General features: G+C 60.5%; 14 protein-coding genes. 10 read left to right on the top strand and 4 right to left on the bottom strand.

Annotated elements, in window-relative coordinates; genetic code table 11:
* Positions 1–6 precede the first annotated feature (6 nt).
* Positions 7–1,332, bottom strand: a complete 1,326-nt coding sequence (locus ASU33_RS15925; RefSeq protein WP_078063186.1) for a TolC family protein — start codon at positions 1,330–1,332, stop codon at positions 7–9.
* A gap of 212 nt (positions 1,333–1,544) precedes the next feature.
* Here ASU33_RS15925 and ASU33_RS15920 point away from each other — a divergent pair, with 212 nt between their 5' ends.
* The 9 genes from ASU33_RS15920 to ASU33_RS15880 all read left to right on the top strand — a co-directional run bounded on the left by ASU33_RS15920 (position 1,545) and on the right by ASU33_RS15880 (position 13,575).
* Positions 1,545–3,638, top strand: a complete 2,094-nt coding sequence (locus ASU33_RS15920; protein WP_059071831.1) for a sigma 54-interacting transcriptional regulator — start codon at positions 1,545–1,547, stop codon at positions 3,636–3,638.
* Positions 3,639–3,743: 105 nt separating this feature from the next.
* Positions 3,744–3,929, top strand: coding sequence for a hypothetical protein (locus ASU33_RS15915; RefSeq protein ID WP_059071830.1), 186 nt, complete (start codon positions 3,744–3,746; stop codon positions 3,927–3,929).
* A gap of 130 nt (positions 3,930–4,059) precedes the next feature.
* Positions 4,060–5,397, top strand: a complete 1,338-nt coding sequence (locus ASU33_RS15910; protein WP_059071829.1) for an AAA family ATPase — start codon at positions 4,060–4,062, stop codon at positions 5,395–5,397.
* Positions 5,394–6,425 carry a 5-methylcytosine restriction system specificity protein McrC gene (locus tag ASU33_RS15905; RefSeq protein ID WP_059071828.1) on the top strand — a complete coding sequence of 344 codons (1,032 nt, stop codon included), beginning with the start codon at positions 5,394–5,396 and terminating at the stop codon, positions 6,423–6,425. The genes ASU33_RS15910 and ASU33_RS15905 overlap by 4 nt, the downstream gene beginning before the upstream one ends.
* A 175-nt stretch (positions 6,426–6,600) precedes the next feature.
* Entirely contained in the window at positions 6,601–8,247 is a 1,647-nt protein-coding gene (locus tag ASU33_RS15900; protein WP_059071827.1) for a TldD/PmbA family protein, read from the top strand.
* Between the two features lie 72 nt (positions 8,248–8,319).
* Entirely contained in the window at positions 8,320–9,651 is a 1,332-nt protein-coding gene (locus ASU33_RS15895) for a TldD/PmbA family protein (RefSeq protein WP_059071826.1), read from the top strand.
* A gap of 142 nt (positions 9,652–9,793) precedes the next feature.
* Positions 9,794–11,443 (top strand): TldD/PmbA family protein, encoded by a 1,650-nt coding sequence (locus ASU33_RS15890; protein ID WP_059071825.1) that lies wholly within the window; start codon positions 9,794–9,796, stop codon positions 11,441–11,443.
* Positions 11,444–11,517: 74 nt separating this feature from the next.
* Entirely contained in the window at positions 11,518–12,843 is a 1,326-nt protein-coding gene (locus tag ASU33_RS15885) for a TldD/PmbA family protein (protein ID WP_059071824.1), read from the top strand.
* Between the two features lie 63 nt (positions 12,844–12,906).
* A complete protein-coding gene (locus tag ASU33_RS15880) occupies positions 12,907–13,575 on the top strand; it encodes a hypothetical protein (protein ID WP_059071823.1) in 669 nt (222 codons plus the stop codon).
* Between the two features lie 57 nt (positions 13,576–13,632).
* Here ASU33_RS15880 and ASU33_RS15875 read toward each other — a convergent pair whose 3' ends face one another.
* The 3 genes from ASU33_RS15875 to ASU33_RS15865 form a co-directional block, all read right to left on the bottom strand.
* Complete coding sequence (locus ASU33_RS15875; protein WP_059071822.1) at positions 13,633–14,265, bottom strand: porin family protein; 633 nt, start codon at positions 14,263–14,265, stop codon at positions 13,633–13,635.
* Positions 14,266–14,385: 120 nt separating this feature from the next.
* Complete coding sequence (locus ASU33_RS15870; RefSeq protein WP_059071821.1) at positions 14,386–15,009, bottom strand: porin family protein; 624 nt, start codon at positions 15,007–15,009, stop codon at positions 14,386–14,388.
* Between the two features lie 152 nt (positions 15,010–15,161).
* Complete coding sequence (locus tag ASU33_RS15865) at positions 15,162–15,836, bottom strand: porin family protein (protein ID WP_059071820.1); 675 nt, start codon at positions 15,834–15,836, stop codon at positions 15,162–15,164.
* Positions 15,837–15,974: 138 nt separating this feature from the next.
* Between ASU33_RS15865 and ASU33_RS15860 the strand changes: the two genes are divergently transcribed.
* A complete protein-coding gene (locus ASU33_RS15860) occupies positions 15,975–16,598 on the top strand; it encodes a DUF4159 domain-containing protein (protein ID WP_059071819.1) in 624 nt (207 codons plus the stop codon).
* The last annotated feature ends 5 nt before the right edge of the window (positions 16,599–16,603 follow it).

Here is a 16,603-nt window from a genome sequence, read left to right as displayed (position 1 = left end):
TGCATGTTACCAGATTTGCTCGCCCACGGCGCGCTTGAGTTGGTACTGACCTAGGGTGTAGTTATAGATGGCCTGCAAACGCGAGAGGCGGGCTTGGGCCAGCTGCGTTTCGGCATCGAGCACATCGAGGTTGGTGCCCACGTCGTAGCGGTAGCGCGATTTGGCGCGGTTAAGCGCGTCGGATGCCTGCGTTACCTGCACCTCGGCGTTGTTGAAGCGGGCAGCGCTGGCTTGCATGTTGTTCACAGCCTGGCGTACATCGGCGCGCACCTGCTCCTGCACATCGAGGGTGCGGGCTTGGGCAGCCCGAATGCCCGCATTGGCCTCTACGCGCTGCTGCTTGTTGCGGCCGCCGTCGTAGATCGGTACCGAAAGCTGCACCACGCCCACCGTGTTCGGCCGAATGCGGTTTAGCTCGGGCTGGTAGCCGTTTTTGGCACCGGCCTGCGCGCCAATACCTAGCACGGGTTTGTCGCTGTGCTCGGCTACGCGCAGCTGCAGATTGGCCGTGTTCTCGGCGTCGCGGGCCAGCTTAATCTCGGGGCGGCGCTCCAGTGCTTGGCTGATGGCGGCGTTTACATCCACGTTGCCGGGCTGGTAGCTCAGGCGGCCGCTTACGGGCACCTCCACGTACTCGGGCTTGTGCAGCAGGCGAGCCAGCTGCGTTTGCTGGTTCCGGAGCTGGTTCTGCAAATCGATGCGTCCGTTTTCAGCCTGCGCAATGCGCACCTTCGTGGTTGTCACGTCGAAATTGGTGCTAACACCGCCCTGCACGCGCTTTTCCATTTCGCGCTGGTGCTGACCTAGGGACGCAATCTGCGCCTCCTGCACCCGAATGCTTTCGCGCAGGAACAGGATGTTGTAGTAGAGCTGCGCCGCGTTGTAAGCCAGGTCGCGTCGGGTAACCACAATGTTGTCGATGGCTGTCTGGCGCTGGCCCTCAGCCAAGTCGATGGTCGCGCGGGTTTTGCCGAAGTCGGTAAGGGCGTACTGCGCCGCAATGTGGGCGTCGTAGTTGTTGTTGGGAGCAAGCTGAAAGGCCGGCCCGTCGGCCGCCAGCTGCAATTTCACTACCGGGTCGATGCGGGTATAAGTAGCCACGCCTGTAATCACCGGGTTTAAGCCGGCTCGGCTCTGAGCTACGCGGGCCTGGGCCACGTTCACTTGCTCTTCCAGCGCCGTAATAGCGGGGTTGGCATCGAGTACGGCCTGCACCGTGGCACCCAGCGTCAGCGAATCGGGCGCTGCAATCGGGCTTTGGGCATGTGCTGCTCCTCCAACCAACAGACCTAGGGCCAGCAAGGGAGCAGCAAGTTTATATCGAGAATTCATAGCGGATGACTGTTGAAGGTCGTCCCGCTGTTACCCAACCCTGTGCCAAGTAGTGGCACGCATTAAAAATTTGTGAAAAAAATGCATCTACTAACTCTAAACGCATTATTTTTTTAATAATAGCTGCAACTAACATACTTTACGCCTGTTTGCTTATCCTCATATTTAAGGAAATCCTACATCTTAGCTCCTGATATTTCAGGAATGCATACATGCCCGACCAGGACGACTCGCTGCTGCTTTACCTTAACGACGCCATTGCTACTACCCGCAATAAGGAGTCGCTCTTCCGCACCGTTACCGAAAAGCTGCGGCTCATCTTCCCGTTCGACGCCGTTACCATCATCACTTTCGACGCCGAGCACCAGTACCGCCGCGTATTTATGCGCGACTACCTAGGCGAGTTGCTGCTCCCCGACAGTATAGTGCAGCGGAATGCCCGCTCGCCCATCGAGGCTACCCCCATTGAGCATATGGTGCGGCAGCCAGGTTTGCACCAGTACGATTTGCAAGAGTTGCAACAGGAGTATTCCAGCTTTCAGCCTTTTATGGCTTTACTGGCCAGCGGCATGCGCTACCTCACAGTGGTGCCCTTGCGCACGGGCGGGCAGCTAATCGGCATGATGTCGTTGGTTGCCCGACGCCAGCCCGAGTTTGCGCCCGCCGATACCGACTTGCTCGAAAAGATTGGCAGCCTAGTAGCCGTAGCGGTTTCGAACACCTTGGCCTTCGAAGACATTGCCAAGCGCGAGCAGCAGAAAACCATGCAGCTCACCCTCAACAACGCGTTATTGCGCATCAAGGAGCGAGGCGAGCTATTCCATACCATTGCCACCGAAATCAACCGCGTGGTGCCCTGCGACTACTTTGGGGTGCGCATTCGGGTACCCAGCACACCCACGCGGGCATTTGCCGAGTTTGGCAAAGAGCCCGACGGCAACTTTGTAGCCCTCGATGAAGACCGCGACGGCGTGTTTCCGGAGGCTGAAGCCGCACGCGAGGCCGTGGTGGAGCTGTTTTCGCGCCCTGGCGTGTACGTGGGCGAGGCTTTCGATGCGCTGGCCGAGCAGTTTGTGCTGTTGCGCTACATCCGCGAGCAACGTGGCACTCGGTCCATTCTATGCGCGCCGCTCCATCTCGAGGGCGAGCCGGTGGCCTCGCTCATTATGGCCAGCCGGCAGCCCGATGCCTTTTTGGAGGATTCGCTGGAACTGATTCAGAGCTTAGTACCGCAAATCCGGCTGGCCATCCAAAACGTGTTTGCCTTCGAGCAAATTGAGGCCTTGCGCACCCAGCTCGAGCGCGAACGAACCTACCTGATCGACGAAATAAACGACACAGCCGCGGCGCGGTTTGGCGAGTTTGTGGGCAGCAGCGCCGTGATGCAGCAGGTGTTTACGCGTGTAGAGCAAGTAGCCCCTACCGATACCACCGTGTTGATAACCGGCGAAACTGGCACCGGCAAAGAGTTGGTAGCGAGGGCCCTACACAACCACTCGCCGCGTAAGGAGCGGGCCCTAATCAAGATCAACTGCGCAGCCCTGCCCGCTCAGCTCATCGAGAGCGAGCTGTTTGGCCACGAGAAAGGCGCCTTTACGGGAGCGCACGACCGGCGCATTGGCAAATTCGAGTTGGCCGATGGCGGCACCATCTTCCTTGATGAAATAGGCGAGTTGCCCCTCGACTTGCAGGCCAAGCTGTTGCGGGTGCTGCAAGAAAAAGAGTTCGAGCGCATTGGCGGCCGGCGCGTAATCCGCACCGATGTGCGCGTAATTGCTGCCACCAACCGCGTGCTGGAAGAAGAAGTAGCGGCCGGCCGGTTCCGGGCCGACTTGTACTACCGCCTCGATGTATTTCCGATTCACCTGCCGCCCCTGCGCGAGCGGCCCGAGGACGTGGAGCCGCTGGTGCGCCACTTTCTAGAGCGTTTTACCAAAAAGCTGGGCAAACCTGTGCGCGGCCTGCGCCCCCGCGACCTGAAAGCCCTGCAGCGGTACAACTGGCCAGGCAATATCCGGGAACTGGAGCACGTAATTGAGCGTGCCGTTATTGCCTCCACGGGCCCCTACCTCGAGTTTGCGGGCTTCTCGGCCTCGCCAGCACCCGAAAAAGCACCCTCGGGCAACAGCGGCCGCCTCAAGACGCTGCGCGAACAAGAGCGCGACCATATTATGGCGGCCCTGCAGCGCACCGGCGGGCGGGTAAGTGGGCCACAAGGCGCAGCCGTACTGCTCGACATCAATGCCAAAACCTTAGAGGCACGCATGAAAAAGCTGGGCATCAGGCGCGAACACCGCGCCGATTAGTGCAGCAAGCTCATCCGTACTGATGATCAATTTGTTGCGCAGTTAAACACCCGCCTTTGCGGCGCGTACACCTAGGCATGGTTTCACCCAAAACCACCCACTACCATGACTAAAAACCGAACCAACGTGCCTGCCACGCCGCCCCACGACGACCCCAACCGCAAAAAGCAGGAGGATCAGCGGCCCGACACAATGAAGACCAGCAACCGCCACCCCACTCCGGACAAGGCGCACGACCCCGAGCGCAACGCCGACCCGGGCCTGAAAAGCAACCAGCGCAACAAACGCTAGGCCTTACGGCACAACCCAGCGCGCCCCGCACTTGGTCCCAGTGGCTGGTGTGGGGCGCGGCTTTTGCGGGCACCTAGGTTTCCGAACTACTACCGCCCAGTTGGCGTTTTGCCTGTACCTTCCCGTTTGCATGGCCGCTACTCCTACCGCCCCTTCCGAACTGTCGTTGCTTACCCGCGAGCATGTGCTGCGTGCCCTGCGGCAGATCGACCGCGAAGGCACGGAGCTGACGCCCAGCACCGTGTACGACTTAGTGTTTCGGGGCCGGCGCTACCCGCCGCGCCCGGTGGCGCAACTGGCCTACCGCCTGGCCACGGGCCAAACCGATGCCGAGTGGCCGCTGCCCGCCGGCGCGCCCACCAACCAAGTGCTCGAAGGCCTGAGCTTCACTGTAACTACCAAACGCCCAACGCTGGCTAACTCGTCGCTCGATGGCGACGTGGCCGCGCAGGATGCCTTGCAGCAGCTTTACACCGGCCTGGCCGCCGACGAAGTGCCGCTGCCCACCCACAAGAAAGCCGCCGCACCAGCAACCCTGCCCGCTACCAGTCCGCAAGCCCAGGAACCACCCACGGCTTACGGCGCCGCTCCGGCCGAGCCCTACGACCGCGCCGTGGCGTTGCGGGAGCTTTTTGTGTCGGCTGAAAAGCTTGACGATGCGCTGGCGGGCCTAGGTCGGAAAAAGAACCTGATTTTGCAGGGGCCACCCGGCACGGGCAAAACCTTTTTGGCCCGCCGCCTGGCGTGGCTGCTACTGGGCGCCACCGACGAGGCGCGCATCGAGTTGGTGCAGTTCCACCCGAGCTATAGCTACGAGGACTTTGTGCAGGGTTTCCGGCCCGATGGGCAGGGTGGCTTTCGGCTGGCCGATGGCGTGCTGCCCGATGTGTGCCGCCGTGCCGCGCAGGAGCCGCACCGCCCCTTTGTGCTGCTCATCGACGAAATCAACCGCGGGCATTTGAACCGCATTTTCGGCGAGTTGCTGGTGCTGCTCGAGGCCGATAAGCGCGGGCCGCGCCATGCCGTGCGCCTGCCCTACTCGCCGGCCGACGCCCCTAGATTTTTCGTGCCCGATAACCTGTATGTCATCGGCACCATGAACACGGCCGACCGCTCGTTGGCTCCGCTCGATTACGCTCTGCGCCGCCGCTTTGCCTTCGTGCCGATGCAGCCCGAGTTTGGCGAGCCGTTGCGCCAATTGTTGAAGGCACGCGGCGTACCCACCACCGTAACGGAGCGCCTGCTGGCCCGCCTCAACGAGCTCAACCAAGCCATAGCCGACGACCCCGAACTGGGCACCGACTTCCAGCTCGGCCACAGCTACTTTTGCCAACCGCCCACCGATGCTGCCGCTGCTGCCGGTTGGCTCGCGCTGGTGCTGGAGCAGGAAATAGCGCCTCTGCTCGATGATTACTGGTTCGATCAGCCGGCGCAGGCCGCCGCGCACAAGCAGCGCCTACTGCAGTGATACCCATCCAGAACCTGTACTACCTGTTCTGCTACGCTTGGAACCGCTTGCCTAGCCAAGGCGAGTGGCAGCACCTCGAGGCTAGCACTTTCCATAGGCCGCTGGAGCTGCTTACGCACATGCTGCTGGCCGGCACGCGGCGGCTGTTGCAGCAGGGCTTGCCCCTGGGTTATGCCGAGCACGAGGAAGAACTAACCGAGCTGCGCGGCCGCGTGCTGCTGGCTCCTACCCTGTCGCGCGACTTGCTGCGGCAGGGCCGGGCCGTTTGCGCTTACGATGACCTAGGACCCAACACGCCGTTTAACCGCTTGCTGGCCGGTACCTTGGAGGTGCTGGGCCGCACCCGGCACCTGCCGGCCGCGCTGCGCCAAGAGGTACGCCGCCTGCGGGCCCGCTTTCCGGAGGAGTTGGTAGCCGCACCTTTCACCCGGCACGAGCTGCGCGCGGTACGCCGCCTGCGCCTACCGGGGCAAGAAGGCTTTTTGCTCAACATCTGCGACCTGATTTACCGCACCGCCCTACCCGATATCGACACCGAAGGCCGCACCCGCTTTCACGATTTCCGCCGCGACGAAACGCTCATGGCCGGCATCTTCGAGCGGTTTGTGCGCAACTTCTACCGCTTGGAGCAGCGCCGCTACCGCGTGCTGTCCGAAACCATCAGCTGGCAGGCCGAGGCCGAGCGCTCCGAGGACTTAGGGCTGCTGCCCAGCATGATAACCGATACCAGTCTGGAGTCAGCCGAGCGCAAAATTATCCTCGATACCAAGTACTACGCCGCTGCCCTTAAGCCGCACTACGACCGGCAACGCCTGATTGCACCGCACCTCTACCAGCTCTTTGCCTACCTGCAAAACCAGGCACCTAGGGCTGGGCAGCAGCTCGAGGGCGTACTGCTGTACCCGGCGGCCGCGCAAGAAGCCGATTTGCGCTACACCCTAGGAGGTTTTCCGGTGCGCGTGGTTACCATCGATCTGAACCAGCCGTGGCCCGGCATTGCCGCCGATTTGCTCGGCTTGGTAGCTTAGCACTTTACGCCTGCTGCAGCCCACAGCCCCTCTGCCGTCGCGGAGGGGCTCTTTGTTTTCTGCGGGCTTCGTTCTAAAATCATGCAGCCTTGGCAAAGTCATTTCGTCCTTCTTTTTGCAACTCCGGGCTTTTCCCACTAAACTTCCCTCACCGTATTCACTAACCAGTACCCACTTGAAACGACGTGATTTTGTCGGGCTCACCGGCCTAGGGGTCGGCGCCCTGTTCTTGCCGAGCTTTCCAGGCTTCGGCGGCACGCCCGTTGATGCGGCGCGCCTGCTCGAGCCCTTTGATGCGGCAATGAACAAACGCCTGGCCGATGCAGCGCTGAATGCGGCGAAATCGGCGGGCGCTTCGTACGCCGATGTGCGCATTGGCCGCTACCTCAACCAAAGCGTTTTCACCCGCGAAAAGCAGGTGCAAAACATTGCTAACGGCGAAAGCCTAGGTGCCGGCGTGCGGGTACTGGCCAACGGTACGTGGGGCTTTGCCGCCACCAACCAGCTCAACGAGCAAGGCCTCGCCAAAGCGGCGCAGCTGGCCGTGCAGATTGCCAAGGCCAACTCCAAGGTGCAAAAGGAGCCGGTAAAACTGGCCCCGCAGAAAGGCTTCGGCGAGGTTTCGTGGAAAACTCCGATTCAGCAAAACGCTTTCGAGGTACCCGTGGCGCAAAAAGTAGAGCTGCTGCTGGCTGCCAACGCCAAAGCACTCGACAACGGTGCCAACTTCGTGAACTCGGCCCTGTTCCAGGTAAACGAGCAAAAGTATTTCGCCACCACCGACGGCTCGTACATCAACCAAGATGTGCACCGCATCTGGCCGACGTTCAGCGTAACGGCCGTTGACCGCGCCTCGGGCAAGTTTAAAACGCGCGAAGCCCTGAGCGCGCCCATGGGCCTGGGCTACGAGTACATGGTACCGAAAGCCCAGGACAAGATTGCCGGCCCCGCCGATACTGGCCTGATTGGTTACAAGAACTCGTACGACATTCTGGAGGACGCCGCCCTGGCCGCCAAGCAGGCGAAAGGCAAACTGACGGCTACCTCAGTAACGCCGGGCAAGTACGACCTCGTGCTCGACCCGAACCACCTAGGCCTGACCATTCACGAATCGGTGGGCCACCCGCTGGAACTCGACCGCGTGCTCGGCTACGAAGCCAACTACGCCGGTACTTCGTTCGCTACCCTCGATTGGCGCAAGCAAGGCAAGCCCTACGGTTCGAAGCTCGTCAACATCGTGGCCGACAAGTTGCAGCCCGGTTCGCTGGGTGCCGTGGGCTACGACGACGAGGGCGTGAAAACCAAGGAGTGGGACCTCATCAAGGACGGCAAGCTGGTGGATTACCAGAAGATCCGCGACCAGGCGCACATCGTGGGCCAGAACGAATCGGACGGCTGCTGCTACGCCGACTCCTGGGACTCGGTGCAGTTCCAGCGCATGCCCAACGTGAGCCTGCGCCCCGGCGCGCAAAAGCTGAGCGTCGACGACATGGTGAAGAACGTGGACAAGGGCATTTACATTGCCGGCCGCGGTTCGTACTCCATCGACCAGCAGCGCTACAATTTCCAGTTCGGCGGCACGGTGTTCTACGCTATTGAAAAAGGCAAAATCACCGGTCAGATTGAAGACGTGGCCTACCAGGCCAACACGCTGGAGTTCTGGAACTCCTGCGCCGCTATCTGCGACCAGTCGGACTACCGCTTGTTTGGCTCGTTCTTCGACGGCAAAGGTCAGCCCTCACAGGTATCGGCCGTAAGCCACGGCTCGGCCACCACGCGCTTCAACGGCGTCAACGTCATTAACACGGCCCGCAAGGTTTAAGCCCTAAACTCCCCTCCTCAGATGAGGAGGGGAGCTTTACTCCTCTCTCCTCCTCAAGATCTTTCCTTTACAATGGCTATTCTTTCCCGTGACGAAGCCCAGAGCATCCTGAAAAAGGTGCTGAGCTTCACCACCGCCGACGAGTGCGAAGCCACGCTCAACGGCACCAACGGCGGCAACATCCGTACCGCCCGCAACACGGTGAGCACCGCCGGTGCCGTCGACAATATTTCGCTGGCCGTAGAGGCCCGGTTTGGCAAGCGCTCCGGCGTGGCCACCTGCAACCAGTTCGACGACGCTACCCTGCGCCGCTGTGTGCAGCGCGCCGAAGAGGTAGCCCGCCTGGCGCCCGAAAGCCCTGAGTACGTACCGCTGCTGGGTGCGCAGCAGTACCTCACAGCCCCATCGTTTGCCCAAAGCACGGCCGGCATCACGCCCGATTACCGCGCCTCGCAAGCACTGGCCGGCATCAAGCTGTGCGACCAGAAGAAGCTCAGTTCGGCTAGCTTCCTGGAAGACGAATCGGGCTTTATCGCTAAGCGCAACAACAAAGGCCTGGAGGCTTACCAGCAGTTCACCAACCTCGACTTTTCGGTAACCGTGCGCACGCCCGACGGTCTCGGCTCGGGCTACGCCGCCGGCGACTTCACCGACATCAGCAAGTTTGATGCGGGCCGCATGACGCAGATTGCAGCCGACAAAGCCGCGGCTTCGGTAGGCGCCAAGGCCATCGAGCCGGGTAAGTACACCGTAATTCTGGAGCCTGCTGCCTTGGTATCGAACACCGATGCCTCGCTGTTGGGTGCGCTGATGAATGCCTTCGACGCCCGCAACGCCGACGAAGGCCGCTCGTTCCTGAGCAAGAAAGGTGGCGGCAACAAGAAAGGCGAAAAGCTTTTCGACGAGCGCGTTACCATTTACTCCGATCCTACCTCGGCCGATATTCCGGGCCTGGTGTTTGCCGGCGACGGCCGCCCGCGCCAGAAGACTACCTGGATTGAAAAGGGCGTGGTAAAGAACCTGTACTCGTCGCGCTTTTGGGCTCAAAAAGCTGGTATTCCGGACATTCCAGGCCCTAGCGGCTTCATCATGGCCGGCGGCACCGCTTCTACCGCCGACCTCATCAAGAGCACCCAGAAGGGTATCCTGGTAACGCGCCTGTGGTATATCCGCCCCGTCGATCCGCAAACGCTGCTGTACACGGGCCTCACCCGCGACGGAACGTTCTACATCGAGAACGGCAAAATCAAGCACCCGGTGAAGAATTTCCGCTTCAACGAGTCGCCCATTATCATGCTCAACAACCTGGAGGCCATTGGCCGCCCGGTGCGCCTGGGTGGCAACTTCGTGCCCCCTCTGAAGATTCGCGACTTCACCTTCACCTCTCTTTCGGACGCTGTTTAAGCCAACAGCGCTGCCGCATGCTGCGGACCCCGTTCGGCCCAGCCGGGCGGGGTCTTTTTGCACTGAGCCCTAGGTGCCTACTTGGCACCCATGCGCCAGCCAGCTACTTCTCCCCTCCTCTCACTGCCTTACCCTTAATACCTTGAAACGTCGCGACTTTGTGGGCCTTACCAGCCTGGCTGCCGGTGCCCTGTTCCTGCCTTCGTTCCCGAGCCTGGCCGGCGAGCCGGTAGAGCTGGCTCGCCTGTTCGATCCGGTGATGGACGCCGCTATTAATAAACGCCTGGCCGATGCAGCCCTGAATGCGGCCAAATCGGCCGGTGCTTCGTACGCCGATGTGCGCATTGGGCGCTACCTGAATCAGGCGCTGTTTACCCGCGAAAAGCAGGTGCAAAACATTGCCAACACCGAGAGCTACGGCGCCGGGGTGCGCGTAATTGCCAACGGCACCTGGGGCTTTGCGGCTACCAACAACGTATCGGAAGCTGGCCTGGCCAAGGCCGCGCAGCTGGCGGTGCAAATTGCCAAGGCCAACGCCAAAGCCCAGAAGGAGCCCGTGAAGCTGGCCCCGCAAAAGGGCTACGGCGAGGTGTCGTGGAAAGCCCCGATTCAGCAAAATGCGTTTGAGGTGCCGATTGCCCAGAAGGTTGACTTGCTGCTGGCCGCCAACGCCAAGGCCATGGAAAACGGCGCTTCGTTCGTGAACTCGGCCTTGTTTCAGGTGAACGAGCAGAAGTACTTTGCCTCGACCGACGGCTCGTATATCGACCAGGACATTCACCGCATTTGGCCCACGTTCGGCATTACGGTAGTTGACCGCAGCACGGGCAAGTTCCGGACGCGGCAAGCCCTGAGTGCTTCCATGGGCCTAGGCTACGAATACCTCACGCCCAAAGCCCAGGACAAGATTGCCGGGCCGGCCGGCTCGGATGTTATCGGCTACAAGAACTCGTACGACATTCTGGAGGACGCTGCTCTGGCCGCCAAGCAAACCAAGCAAAAGCTCACGGCCAAATCGGTAACGCCGGGCAAGTACGACCTCGTGCTCGATCCGCATCACCTAGGTCTGACCATTCACGAATCGGTGGGCCACCCGCTGGAGCTCGACCGCGTGCTGGGCTACGAGGCCAACTTTGCGGGCACCTCGTTTGCTACGCTGGACTGGAAAAAACAAGGCAAGCCCTACGGCTCGAAGCTCGTCAACATCGTGGCCGACAAGCGCCAGCCCGGCTCCCTAGGTGCCGTGGGCTACGACGACGAAGGGGTGCAAACCAAGGAGTGGGACCTGATTAAGGACGGCAAGCTGGTGGATTACCAGAAAATCCGCGACCAGGCGCACATCGTGGGCCAGAACGAATCGGACGGCTGCTGCTACGCGCAGTCGTGGCAGGATGTGCAGTTCCAGCGCATGCCCAACGTAAGCCTGCGCCCCGGCGCGCAAAAGCTGAGCGTCGATGACATGGTGAAGAACGTGGAGAAAGGTATCTACATCGCTGGCAACGGCTCCTTCTCCATCGACCAGCAGCGCTACAACTTCCAGTTCGGCGGGCAGGTGTTCTACGCCATCGAGAACGGCAAAATCACGGGTATGCTGGAGGACGTGGCTTATCAAGCCAACACGCTGGAGTTCTGGAACTCCTGCGCCGCTACCTGCGACCAGTCGGACTACCGCCTCGTGGGCTTCTTCAACGACGGCAAGGGCCAGCCTTCGCAGAGCTCGGCCGTAAGCCACGGCTCGGCCACCACGCGCTTCAACGGCGTCAACGTCATTAACACGGCTCGCAAAATCTAGCGCAGCGAAAAAGCTCCCCTCCCCATCTGAGGAGGGGAGCTTTTCGTTCTTCTCTCCTCTCTCAACAGCAACCAATGCCTATCCTATCAAAAGATGATGCTCAGGCCATTCTGAAAAAGGTCATGAGCTTCACGAAAGCCGACGAGTGCGAGGCGAACCTAAACGGCCGCACTTCCGGCAACGTGCGCTACGCCCGCAACACCGTAACCACGGCCGGCGCGGCCGATAACGTATCGTTGGTGGTGCAGTGCTGGTTTGGGCGCCGCTCGGGCGTGGCCACCTGCAACCAGTTCGACGAAGAAACGCTGCGCCGCTGCGTGCAGCGTGCCGAGGAAATTGCCCGCCTCGCGCCCGAAGACCCCGACTACATGCCGCGCCTCAGTCCGCAGCAGTACCTGGCGGCCAACTCATTTGCGCAAAGCACGGCCGGCATCACGCCCGATTTTCGGGCTCAAGCCGCCGGCGACAGCATTGCCCTGTGCGAAGCGCGCAAGCTTACCGCCGCGGGCTACCTGGAGGACGGCGCCAGCTTTGCGGCCATCCGCAACAGCAAGGGCCTGGAGGCTTACCAGCAGTTCACCAACGTCGATTTTTCGGTGACGGTGCGCACGCCCGACGGCCTCGGCTCGGGCTACGCCGTGGCCGACTTTACCGACGCCGCCAAGTTCGACGCCAAAGCCTTGACTAAGGTGGCAGCCGACAAGGCCTCAGCTTCCGTCAGCGCCAAAGCCATTGAGCCGGGCAAGTACACGGTAATTCTGGAGCCCGCCGCGCTGGTATCCGACGAAGGCTTGATCAACCGATTGGTATATGCCTTCGATGCCCGCGAGGCCGACGAGGGCCGCTCGTTCCTGAGCAAGAAAGGCGGCGGTACGCGCAAAGGCGAAAAGCTGTTCGATTCGCGCGTGAGCATCAGCGTCGACCCCACCAACCCGCTGGCCCCGAGCGGCGTGTTCGACAACGAAGGCCTGCCGGTGAAGAAGCTGCCTATCATCGAGAAGGGCGTGGTGAAAAACCTGTACTACTCACGCTTTTGGGCCGAGAAAAACAAGGTGGCGCCTACGGGCTTTACCGGCAACTTTGTAATGGAAGGCGGCACCGCCTCCACGGCCGACTTAATCAAGAGCACCCAGAAAGGCATCCTGGTAACGCGCCTGTGGTACATCCGCGACGTGGACCCGCAAACACTGCTGGTTACCGGCCTTACGCGCGACGGTACGTTCTATATCGAGAAGGGCAAGATCAAACACCCAATCAAGAACATGCGCTTCAACGAGTCGCCGGTGATTATGCTGAACAACATTGAGGCCGTGGGCCGGGCGCAGCGCCTAGGTGGTAACCTGGTGCCCCCGCTCAAGATCCGCGACTTCACCTTCACCTCGCTTTCCGACGCGGTGTAACTCTTGCCCGCAACCGCTTAACTTACAAGCCGCCTCGTGGTTGAGGCGGCTTTTTGCTTGCCTATGCTGCGTATCTCTATTCTCTTACTTGCTTTGCTGGCGGTGACGCCGGCCCTTGCGCAACGCAACTTGCCGCCCGATTCGCTCAGGTGGCAGGATACCAAACCCACCGCAAGTTTTGGCCTGGGCACCATGGTTGTTGCTGCCGACGGACGTACCATTCGGGCTTTTTTACCCTGGAGAGAGCTAGGGTACGAAGGCACGGTACCCTACCGCAACTCCAGCCCTGAGGTACGCCCGTTTCCGGAGCCGGCCTTTGCCAAAGTAGAAAAGCTGCATTCCATGACGGTGCGCGGCAACTACTTTGAAACCATGCGCTTGCCCGACGAAGCGCACCCGCAGATTATGGCCCGCCGAGTAGTCGATGGCCCTGTGGAACTATTTGCGTACGTTGATGCCAAGGTGTTTCCAGTACCGCTTATGGGCGTAGGTGTTGCGGCACTCACGGGGGCCCTGAGCGGCATACCGGATTGCACGTGGTACGTACGGCACAACAACAAATTGGAACGCGTGCGACGCAACGACTTTCAGGCGCAAATGAGCACCTACACGCAGGACTGCTTGGCTGTGAAGGAACAGATTCTGCAAGGCGCGAAAGGGTTTCGCTATGGCGATATGCCTAACATCGTCAGTCTCTACAACCAACACCTGCAGGAGCAGGCAGCAAAATAAACTAGCACAAAAAAGCCCGGCCTAGGTGGACGGGCTTTTTTGGTGGGTTGGCAGCAACTACTTGTTGCTCATCCGGATGGCGAGGTAGCCCTGGAACACGCGGTTTTTCAGGCGCGGGTCGTTGGCGCTGCGGATGTCGTCGAAGTCCTCCACGTTGCTCAGGCCCGAGTTGAAGCGGCCACCTAGGGACAGGTTCTTGGTCACTTCCAACTCGAGGCCGGCACACAGGCTATAGTCCTGCTTCTTGTACTGGTCGGTTACTTGGCCGCTTACGTTGCTGTACTGTGCTTGACCCGTGGGCGAGTAGCCCGTCAGGAGCACGCCGGTTTCTTTGGCCGTGAGCAATACACCAAACTGCGGGCCGCCCTGCAGGTGCACGGGGCCAATCTTCACGTCGAGCAGCAGGGGCAGGTTGAGGTAGTGCAGCTTGGTTTCGTAGTCCTCTTGCCCACCCTTAAACTCGCCGCCTTGCAGCGAGTACAGCAGCTCGGGCCGGATGGAGAGCGGACCAATGATGTTGTAGTTGTAGAAGATGCCGGCGTGGTAGGTGATTTTGTAATCCGACTTGGCCGATATCCGTTCGCCGTCGAGCACGGCGGCATTGGCGCCGCCCTTCACGCCGAAATACTGAGCTTGGGCGGCGGCACCCGTAAACACGCTCAGCAGCAACAACAGCAGGAATTTTTTCATGGCAAAAACTACGCGAGAGTAAGAAAAGCTGCGCAAGTTCCGGCGCTGCTGCCGCCTTTACAATAGCATGTTTGGGTGGTATTGGGCAAGTGCCTAGGTGCGCCTGTTCAAGCACAGCGCCTAGGGCAGCTGAAAGGCCACAAAACCTTGGACGACGCGGTTGCGCAGCCGCTCGTCGTTGAGGCCGGTGATGCTCTTGGCGTCGTTCACGTCGCTGAGGCCGGCCACAAACCTGGCGCCTACCGATAAGCCGCCGATGAGCTTAAAGCCCGCACCTACGCACAGGCTCATGTCGGTTTTCTCGTAGCGGCTCCAAGCGTCGCGGGCGCGCGACGCCACTACGGCGGCGCCGTTTTCGTCTTCGCCCACCATTACCTGGCCTTCTTCGCGAGCTTTCAGCAAAAAGCCGAATTGCGGCCCGGCCTCTACGTAGGCACGGGCAATGCGCACTTTGGCCACCAGCGGCGCGTAGAGGTAGTGCAGCTTGGTGTCGAAGTTGGTAACGGCCGATTTGAAGGTGCCGCCCTGCAACGAGTACTGCAGCTCGGGCTGAATGGAAATCGGGCCCAGAACTTTGGCCTCGTAGAAAACGCCTACGTGGTGCGTGGTTTTGAATTCGGACCGGGCCGAAATGTTGTCGCCGTCGAGCAAGGCGGCATTCAGGCCCGCTTTTACGCCGAGTTGGGCGTGGGCTGAGCCGGCAACGAGTAGGCCGCCCAGGAGTAACAAAGCAGTTGGTTTCATAGCGTTAGGGGTAAGCAGAGCGGAGAAAAGTCCGTGTACTTACGCAACGCTGCGGCAAGCGGCTGAACAGTAGCACCAAACGTAGCTGGTTGCACTGCGTCGCTGCGGAGTAGCCCGAGTATCTACTTAGCTGCTACAGCCCATCCCTAGGTTTACTTTGCGGCTTTGGCTGGAAGCAAGTACCCCACCGAAAGCTGCACCACGCGCTGGTAGCCGCCGTAGGCGAAGTCGGCCGGATCGGGGTTGCTACGGGCCACATCGAGCAGGCCGTAGTAATAGCGGGCACTCAGTTGCAAGCCCGGCTGGAACGAAGCAGCAATGCCGCCGGTCAGGCCCACATCCAAGCGCTTGTAAGCATCCGTTACGGAGCGGTCTACTTCCTCGCTGCTGCTCAGGCGCCCTTTCAAGCGGCCACTCAACAACACGCCCGCTTGCGGCCCAGCCTGCACGCTAAACACCTGCCCTAGGCGCAGCTTGGCCAGCACCGGCACGTTGAGGTAAGTCAGGCGCACCTTGCGCACGGCTTCTTCCTGAATGGGTGCCGGCCCTAGGCTGAACGTGAGTTGGTTGTAACCGCTACCCTGCCACGACACCAACACCTCGGGCTGCAGCGCCCAGCGCTGCCCCAAACTGTACTCGAGCATCGCCCCTAGGTGCGGCCCGGCCTTATCGAAGGTGTAGTTGTCAGAGGTTTCGTCGAAGCCCTCGGCCAAACGGGCTATGTTGACGCCCCCTTTCACCCCCCAACGCACGGCCGGTGTTTGAGCCGCTGCCGGCAAGGTCCCGAGGAGCAACAGGGCGGCTAGGGCTACGGTGTTTTGTTTCATAGCTTAGGGGCTGATGACTGAAGGTTTGCTTGGTTTGAGGTTACGCTCAAATTCTGAAAAAATGTTAAGCCCAACCGTACGTCCTGCCTAGGTCAGCTTGTGTCTCTGTTGGCAATATCCGCCGAGTTACTTCTTACCGTGCCCACTCCTTTCACCTTCGTGCGTCTCAGCTACCGTTCCGGCGACTGGGATGCCGTAGACGAACGCATGCCTGCCAACCTGTTGCACTCGCTGATCGAGTACACCACCGTGAAGGTGAACCTCAAGGAGAAGGTGGTGGCGCTCGATTCGCCGGAGCTATTCAACTACCCGTTCTGCTACCTCTCGGGCCACCGGCTGGTGCAGTTTACGGCGGCCGAAAAAAAGAACTTTACCCAGTACGTGCGCAACGGCGGCTTCGTGTTCGTCGACGACTGCAACCACGACATCGACGGGCTGTTTGCGCGCTCGTTTGAGGAGCAAATGCGCCAGTGCTTCGGCAGCAATGCTCTTAAAAAGCTGCCCAACACGCACCCCATCTACTCGCAGTTTTTCAAGTTTAAGGATGGCCCTCCGGCTACCACGTTCGAGCTAAACGGCTGGGGCGACGACCTGATTCACGACTACCTCAAGGCCGTAGAAATCAAGGGCCGCATCGGGGTGCTGTACTCCAACAAGGATTACGGCTGCGAGTGGGACTACGACTTTCGCAACAAACGCTTTCTGGCCGAAGACAACACCAAGTTCGGCGTCAACATTCTGCTGTATGCCCTCACGGCGTAGCTCGC

This window comes from Solirubrum puertoriconensis (genome assembly GCF_001483135.1).
In the GTDB taxonomy this organism is placed as follows: Bacteria; Bacteroidota; Bacteroidia; order Cytophagales; family Hymenobacteraceae; genus Solirubrum; species Solirubrum puertoriconensis.
The sequence above is the reverse complement of the archived record's forward strand: the minus strand, read 5'-3'. Positions and strand labels throughout refer to the sequence as shown.

Coding starts and splice junctions, on each gene's coding strand:
- ASU33_RS15925 (WP_078063186.1), bottom strand. CDS start 1,332: ATGAATTCTCGATATAAACTTGCTGCTCCCTTGCTGGCCCTAGGTCTG.
- ASU33_RS15920 (WP_059071831.1), top strand. CDS start 1,545: ATGCCCGACCAGGACGACTCGCTGCTGCTTTACCTTAACGACGCCATT.
- ASU33_RS15915 (WP_059071830.1), top strand. CDS start 3,744: ATGACTAAAAACCGAACCAACGTGCCTGCCACGCCGCCCCACGACGAC.
- ASU33_RS15910 (WP_059071829.1), top strand. CDS start 4,060: ATGGCCGCTACTCCTACCGCCCCTTCCGAACTGTCGTTGCTTACCCGC.
- ASU33_RS15895 (WP_059071826.1), top strand. CDS start 8,320: ATGGCTATTCTTTCCCGTGACGAAGCCCAGAGCATCCTGAAAAAGGTG.
- ASU33_RS15885 (WP_059071824.1), top strand. CDS start 11,518: ATGCCTATCCTATCAAAAGATGATGCTCAGGCCATTCTGAAAAAGGTC.
- ASU33_RS15880 (WP_059071823.1), top strand. CDS start 12,907: ATGCTGCGTATCTCTATTCTCTTACTTGCTTTGCTGGCGGTGACGCCG.
- ASU33_RS15875 (WP_059071822.1), bottom strand. CDS start 14,265: ATGAAAAAATTCCTGCTGTTGTTGCTGCTGAGCGTGTTTACGGGTGCC.
- ASU33_RS15870 (WP_059071821.1), bottom strand. CDS start 15,009: ATGAAACCAACTGCTTTGTTACTCCTGGGCGGCCTACTCGTTGCCGGC.
- ASU33_RS15865 (WP_059071820.1), bottom strand. CDS start 15,836: ATGAAACAAAACACCGTAGCCCTAGCCGCCCTGTTGCTCCTCGGGACC.